The sequence below is a fragment of the Streptomyces europaeiscabiei genome (assembly GCF_001550375.1).
GTDB classification, from domain to species: domain Bacteria; phylum Actinomycetota; class Actinomycetes; order Streptomycetales; family Streptomycetaceae; genus Streptomyces; species Streptomyces europaeiscabiei.
In genome coordinates, this window is sequence record NZ_LRTR01000381.1 from 1 (window position 1) to 7,111 (window position 7,111).

Here is a 7,111-nt window from a genome sequence, read left to right on the forward strand (position 1 = left end):
TGCAACAGCCCAAGTCGACGAAAACTTCAGCCCCCTGGCCCGCGTGTGGTCCGGATCTTGGTCTGCCATCGGTGCCGCCTCCGTCTTGGAGGGACTGGACCGCGCCAGCACGTCGCCCGGAACCAGCCCCCGCGAGTATGGGAAGCGCGAGACAGCGAGCTTCTGCTGTTCGCCTTCGTAGGGGGCGGCTCCGGGGGACTTTCGGTGACCCGTCGGGCGGTCTTCAGAAGACGAAGGTCAATTGAAGGTCACTGGGTCTTTTCAGCGTGACCACCGATCAGGTGACGGCTTCGGCGCCCCTGGCAATAAGCACTCGCCGAGGAGACAGTCAGTGGAAAGCGTCAGTCATGCAGTCCACCCAACAGTCGGCGGCATCAAAGCGCCGGCGGAGGGCGGCAGCTGCCTCTTCGTGCCCCACGAAGTGCCCGTAGTGCTGGCACGCCACCCTGGTCACGTCCCCGACCGTGACGATGGCCGGGTCGCCGCGTGCGGCCCGGCGGCGTGCTTCGGCGATCGCCATGTCCGCAGAATGCAACAGGCTTCTGGAACGGTCCCGGATCACGGCCGCCTGGGCCCGTTTCGCCGAGAGGGGGCGCAGGACACGTCCCCTCCAGACGTAGCCGGCGGCGACAAGGACGAGACCGAGTGCTACGAACAGGAGTCCGCCGGGGGCGTGAGGTCGCATCTATCCAGTCTTCACCACTCGCGTGGTGATCGTCATGCCCGCGCCGGCGTGACGCTGCCGATTTTCGGAGCGACTTGGTGTCAGTGATCCTTTCAGCACGGCCACCGATCGGGTGGCGCGGCCGGGATGCACAACGCACGAGGCTCCCGTGCCGTTGGGGGAGGTGTTCGAAGTCTCAACCCACGGGCACAGGAGCCGCGTTGGTCCTCCGTTCTGCCTCACTCGACCTGCCCCACGCCCTGGTCGAGTGGGTCACCATGCTCATCGTCACCCGCGAGAGCGACCGCCGCTGCAAACTCCCGCCGCACCAACGTGCGCTCGTCGGCCTGACGTACCTGCGTAAGCACGACACGCTCGCCCAGATCGCCGTCGGCTTCGGTATCTCGGTGGGCACCGCTCACGCTTACACACCTCGGTGATCAGCCTGCTCGCCGACCGTGCACCGGGCCTGCTCAAGGTGGTGCGCGAGGCCGATCCCGACTACGTCCTGCTCGACGGCACTCTCGCGGAGTGCGACCGCCTGGGCGAGGGCCGGGCCGACTACTCCGCCAAGCACCGCCGACACGGCGTGAACGTGCAGGTGGTTACCGATCCGGAGGGCCGGCTGCTGTGGATCTCGCCCACACTGCCCGGCCGAGCGCACGACCTGACCGCGGCCCGCACCCACCGGATCATCCGGATCTGCGAACGCCAGGGCGTCCCGGTCCTCGCCGACCGTGCCTACATGGGAGCCGGACCGTGGGTGACGACACCCCTCAGACGCCCGCCGGGCCGTGACCTCACACCAACCCAGCGAACGGTCAACCGCGCTCGCGTATGCGGACCTGGGCTGAGCCGGCGATTCGCTGACGTGCGGGTACCCGGGTCGCTCCCCGCTGTTCCCCGCCACTACCCGCCGCTCGCCGCCCGACCGGACACGCAGGGGGCACGGATCGAACCTCCCGCCTGCTGTCGCGGAGGGTCCTGCGGCTCACCGAGCTCGGGAACACAGATCATCCTGTGAGCCGGCACGACGGGTTCGCCCGGTAGCGGATCGATTCCACGGACCCTTGCGGCCACGATATCGGCGGGGATGGGAGATCGGGTCGGGAGCCGCGTCAAACGCCACCTGAAAGCCTCTGGGACGTCTTTGGCGGGCAGTTCCACCATGGCGAGGCTTGACCCAGCGATCGTAGTTGGGTGCGGCTCTTCCGGAGGAAAGGGAGAGCCGGCGGTCTGCCAAGTCGATGGCCCGTCGTCCCGAGTCGCGGCAGTGGAGGTTCTATGGATCGCTGTGGCCGACCACAGTCCCTGCCTCGTTCAGGTCGTCGGCTCTTGTCGAGGCTTCCCGGATGCGGAAGGATCCCTCAGTCCACCCGACGTGACCTGATCCACGACTGTCAGCACGCGCGAGTCGGTATCAACAGGGGGCGATGAGATGCTGGTTGAGGCACCTACGGAGGCCTGGTGAACGTCACGCTGGCGCTCGCCAACAACGACGCCGTGCTCGCGATCCGCTTCCTACTTGAGCTGGTCTCGCTGCTCTGTCTGGCCGTCTGGTCCTGGCGCAAGGTCCCCTCTCCGTGGCGCTGGCTGCTGGTCGTCGCACTGCCCGTGGCTGTGGGCTGGGCGTGGGGTTCCTTCGCCGTGCCGAATGACCCGTCCCGTTCTGGCGAGAGCGATATCCACACCCCCGGACCAGTGCGCCTGCTCCTCGAACTCACTGTGTTCTTCGGTGCGGTGGCCGCGCTCAACTTCGCCGGCCTGCGCCGCGCGGCCCGCTGGCTCCTTGTGATCATGGTCGGCTACCAGGTCCTCGCCTACGACCGAATCGGCTGGCTGCTCAGCCACTGATCCGCCTCCGATACGTTCCCGCCGTTGGCCGGATGTGCGCTGGCGGAGCCATCCCTCCAACAGAGCCACAACCATGGTAGTTCGTCGGGTACACGCGAACTAATACGCCGCACACCGGACATACCGGCGGCTCAATCCATGCCGTGTCGCCAGGATCCGGTTTGGGTCTGGGTGCGGCTGTGGCTCCCTCGCTCACGGCCATCTCGTTGCCGAGCGTGTTCCAGCATCTCTCGCAGTAGCTCGCCATGAGGTTGATCCGCCCGCGCTCGCGTACGGAGAGTTCGGCCCGCCCGCAGCGAAGGCACGTCGACTCGCCGGCATCCCGTATCGCCCCCATGGTTGATCTGCTGTTCCAGGGAGAGACGGGCGGCATTCTCGCGGGCTCGGTCATCCGCCGGGCGTGGCGCAGCGCCCGCAAGGCCGTCCTGCTCCCGCACGTCTTCGACTCGCCCACAGGGAGGCGGGTGTACGACAACCGGCACACGCGCCTCACGAAGTGGCTCAATGACGGAATTCCACCCGCGCAGGTGGCCGAATGGGCCGGGAGCGGCGTGCCGGTCCTGCTGGCCACTTACGCACGGTGCGTCGAGGGTCAGCTGCCTGACCTGAAAAGGCGCCTGGAGGCCCCTGGAGACCTGCCCGAGTCGGCCGACGGAGACTGAGGCTTCTCGCCAAGAATTTCGACACGTATTCGACAGGGTCAGCCGCGAAAACCCGGTGACAGCCGAACGGCCCCGGACCCTCCCCTTGATCGTCGGGGGAGTGTCCGGGGCTTTGTCGTTGCGAGCGATACCCGCTGTGACCAGCAAAAAACCCTCCCAGAGGGAGGGTGGAGACTTGCGCCCCCGGCAGGACTCGAACCTGCGGCCAAGCGCTTAGAAGGCGCCTGCTCTATCCACTGAGCTACGGGGGCCGGTGTGGTGGCCTCTGTCGTGGTGCCCGGGTGTGGGCTGATCCGTGACGTTGCCGGGGACAAGGATAGGGCTCCCCAGTCCTTGTCCCTGTTGCTTCGCCTCCGTGGCTCAATGTGGAGGTTCGGTGAAGCGGTCCTGATAATCGCAGGCAGGTACGAATCGTGCACCTCTTTTGGCGCCTCGGGCCTCGGGTGTTGTGCACTCGTTATGCCTGCGCCCCTCTCGTCCCCTCCGTCCCGTGTGTCCTGTCGGCGCGCAGGCGTACTTATATGCTTCAGAATGTCCACAAAATTGGGCATTCTTCGCATGTGGTGACCTTGGACGTACGGCCCCAGCTGCTTGACGCGCTATCCGCCCTGCGCGACCGTGTCGCCGCCGCGCGCTTCCCGCTGCCCCTGGCAGGAGCCCCGCGCGCGCGTGCCGACCGTGACGAACTACTCGCGCAACTCGACGACTACTTGGTGCCCCGGTTGCGGCAACCCGAAGCGCCGTTGCTGGCCGTTGTCGGGGGGTCGACCGGAGCCGGCAAGTCCACTCTCGTCAACTCCCTGGTGGGGCGGAAGGTCAGTGAGGCCGGCGTGCTGCGGCCGACGACCCGCACGCCCGTACTGATCTGCCATCCCGAGGACCATCACTGGTTCAGTGGCATGCGGGTGCTGCCCAACCTCACCCGAGCGTGGGTACCTCAGCAGGAGTCCGGTCAGGAGCCGGGCGACGAGCCGTTCCCGCCGGGCGGGGGCGGCGGCAAGGGGGGCGAGCGCATCCTGCGCATCGAGACCGCCGACAGCCTTCCGCCCGGTCTCGCCCTCCTCGACGCGCCCGACGTCGACTCCCTGGACGCCGACAACCGCGTCCTCGCCGCCGAACTCATCTGCGCCGCCGACATCTGGGTGATGGTCACCACGGCGTCCCGCTACGCCGACGCCGTGCCGTGGCATCTGCTGCGGTCCGCGAAGGAACACCGGGCGACCCTGGTGACCGTGCTCGACCGGGTGCCCCACCAGGTGGTGTCCGAGGTCTCCCGGCAGTACGGGGCGCTGCTGACCAAGGCCGGGCTCGGTGACGTGCCCCGGTTCACCGTGCCCGAGCTGCCCGAGTCCGCGTGGGGCGGCGGCCTGCTGCCGGGCACTGCCGTCGCGTCGCTGCGGGCCTGGCTCGTCGAGCAGGCGACCGATCCGGCAGCCCGGCGCGAGGCCGTGGCCCGCACCGCGCACGGGGTTCTCGACTCGCTGAGGTCCCGGATGCCAGAGCTGGCGAGCGCGGCGGCCCAGCAGTACTCCGCCGCCCTGCGGCTCACGACCGCCGTCGACACGGCGTACGACAGCGAGCACGCGCGCGTGAAGGGGCGTCTGCAGTCGGGGGCCGTACTCGCGGGGGACGCCCTCAAGCGGTGGCGCAGCTATCCCCTCGACTGCACCGCCGGCGAACTGCTCGACGCCCTGGCCGAAAGCCTCGGCACTCTGCTGCTGTGCGCCGTCACCGCCGCCGACGAGCGGATCGGCGAGGCCTGGCGCCGTGAACCGGCCGCCGTGGCGGCCGGGCTGACGGAACGTGATGCCACGCGCGAGAGCGTCGAGCACCGGATCGGGATGACCGTACGACGCTGGCGGCGTGTCCTTGAGGAGTACGCCGAGGAAGAGGTGCGCGGCCTCGACCGGAGTGTCGCGCCGGACGTGGAGGTGGTGGCCGCCCTGGGCGCCACGGCCCTGTTGGGCGGCCGACGGGCCAGGTCCGCGGGGGAGGGGCTCGCCGAACGGCTCGGGGCGCACGGCGCGCTGCGGCTGCGCGACCGGGGCGGACGGCTGCTCACCGAGTACCTCGACCGGGCCCTCGACACCGAGCGTGAACGCCGTCTCGCCCCGCTCGACGCACTCGACGTACACCCCGAACCACAGGCCGAACTCATCGCCGCCCTGTCCGTACTGCAGAAGGAGAGGTGACCGCCGTGACCGCCGTCACTGACCACACGGATCAGACCGGAGACGACGTCCCCGAGAAGACCGACTACAAGGGGGCCGACAGGAAGGCCGACAGGAGGCGTGACGGGGAGGGGAGTGGCTTCTCCTCGGAGGCTGCCGCCGAAGAAGGGCGCCCGGCGAACCCGGACGGGGGTCCGTCGGGGGGTGCCGAGGGCCGGCGCTCCGAGCAGAGCGAGGCGCGGGACCGGACCGCGGGTGCACCGGCCCGCCCGAGTCGCGAGCAGAGGTCGAACGGCGAGCAGAGGTCGAAGGACGAGCAGCGTTTGAACGGCGAGCAGCGTTCGAACGGCGAGAACGACGTCCACGCGCGCGTGTCCGACCGTCCCGGCGGTGGCATGCCCGGTGACCCGTCCGCTGGTACGGACTCGGGCGACCCGTGGGACGACGGGCTCATCGCCCGGAGGGCCACCGATACGAGTGCCGCCGAGCGGGTTCCGGCCGTGGAGAGCAGGGCCTCGGCCGCGCAGACGGTCACCCCGCTCGCGTACGACGGACGCCTGAGGTCGCGGCTCGACGCGCTGCGGGAGCTGGTGGGGCTGTCCCGCACACGGCTGGACAGTACGACCCTGGCGGAGGCCGGACGGGTCCTGGACGAGGCCGCGGCACGGCGCAGGCTCTCGGGGCAGCACACGGTCGTCGCCATCGCGGGCGCCACCGGCAGCGGCAAGTCGACGCTGTTCAACGCGCTCGCGGGGGTGGCGATCTCCGAGACGGGTGTACGGCGTCCCACCACGGCCGCGCCCATCGCGTGCAGCTGGAGCGACGGCGCGGCGAGTCTCATCGACCGGCTGGGCATTCCGGGTCGGCTGCGGCGGCGGCCGTTGCAGAGCCCGGAGGCGGAGGCCAGGTTGCGCGGCCTCGTGCTGGTGGATCTGCCCGACCACGACTCGGCGGCGGTGCAGCACCGGGAACAGGTCGACCGGATCCTGGCGCTCGTGGACGCGGTCATCTGGGTCGTCGACCCGGAGAAGTACGCCGACGCCGTCCTCCACGAGCGCTATCTGCGGCCCCTGGCCGGTCACGCGGAGGTCATGTTCGTCGTCCTCAACCAGGTGGACCGGCTGCCCGGTGAGGCAGCCCACCAGGTGCTCGACGACCTGCGGCGACTGCTCGACGAGGACGGGATCGCGCTGGGCGAGCACGGCGAACCGGGCGCCACCGTGCTCGCGCTGTCCGCGTTCACCGGGGACGGGGTGGGGGAACTGCGCGACGCGCTGGAGCAGTTCGTGGCCGAGCGGGGCGCGCCCGCCCGCCGGGTGCGCGCCGATCTGGACGCGGCGGCCGCGCGGCTGTGGCCGGTGTACGCGAACCAGCGGCGTGCGGGGCTCAGCGAGCAGGCCCGGGACGAGTTCGCCGCGCGGCTCGCGGACGCCGTCGGCGCCACCGCGGCGGGCGAGGCCGCCGAACGCGTCTGGCTGCGCCACGCCAACCGTGCGTGCGGCACCCCCTGGCTACGGCTGTGGCGGTGGTACCAGGACCGGAGCGAACCCCCCACGGGGCGGCTCGCCCTGGCGGCGCCCGTGGACGAGGAGGCCACCGCCCGACAGCGGGTCGAGCAGGCCGTGCGTACGTTGTCCGAGCGTGCCGCTGCGGAGCTGCCCACGCCCTGGGCCCAGGCGGTGCGCGAGGCGGCCGCACGAGGGGCGCAGGGGCTGCCAGAGGCGTTGGACGAGCTGGCGGTGCGGGTCGGGGCGCCGACG

At 70.3% G+C, this 7,111-nt stretch carries 5 protein-coding genes, 1 tRNA gene and 1 pseudogene; 5 read left to right on the forward strand and 2 right to left on the reverse strand.

Annotation, left to right across the window (positions count from 1 at the left end; genetic code table 11):
- Positions 1-328: 328 nt before the first annotated feature.
- Positions 329-520, reverse strand: a complete 192-nt coding sequence (locus AWZ10_RS53725) for a hypothetical protein (protein WP_244172323.1) — start codon at positions 518-520, stop codon at positions 329-331.
- A 422-nt stretch (positions 521-942) separates the two neighbouring features.
- On the opposite strand from AWZ10_RS53725, the pseudogene AWZ10_RS17900 reads away from it, so the two are divergent.
- The 3 genes and pseudogenes from AWZ10_RS17900 to AWZ10_RS17910 form a co-directional block, all read left to right on the forward strand.
- Positions 943-1,496, forward strand: a pseudogene (locus tag AWZ10_RS17900) (transposase); the annotation flags it as partial.
- A 635-nt stretch (positions 1,497-2,131) separates the two neighbouring features.
- Positions 2,132-2,518 (forward strand): YrdB family protein, encoded by a 387-nt coding sequence (locus tag AWZ10_RS17905; RefSeq protein ID WP_046705072.1) that lies wholly within the window; start codon positions 2,132-2,134, stop codon positions 2,516-2,518.
- Positions 2,519-2,853: 335 nt separating this feature from the next.
- A complete protein-coding gene (locus tag AWZ10_RS17910; RefSeq protein WP_063809775.1) occupies positions 2,854-3,180 on the forward strand; it encodes a hypothetical protein in 327 nt (108 codons plus the stop codon).
- 178 nt (positions 3,181-3,358) lie between these two features.
- Here AWZ10_RS17910 and AWZ10_RS17915 read toward each other — a convergent pair.
- Positions 3,359-3,431, reverse strand: a tRNA-Arg gene (locus AWZ10_RS17915).
- A gap of 309 nt (positions 3,432-3,740) precedes the next feature.
- Here AWZ10_RS17915 and AWZ10_RS17920 point away from each other — a divergent pair.
- Positions 3,741-5,372: a dynamin family protein gene (locus AWZ10_RS17920; protein ID WP_208618517.1), complete on the forward strand. Its 1,632-nt coding sequence runs from the start codon at positions 3,741-3,743 to the stop codon at positions 5,370-5,372.
- A 5-nt stretch (positions 5,373-5,377) separates the two neighbouring features.
- Positions 5,378-7,111: YfjP family GTPase (locus AWZ10_RS17925; RefSeq protein WP_425264497.1), on the forward strand; the 1,734-nt coding region annotated here is incomplete at its 3' end.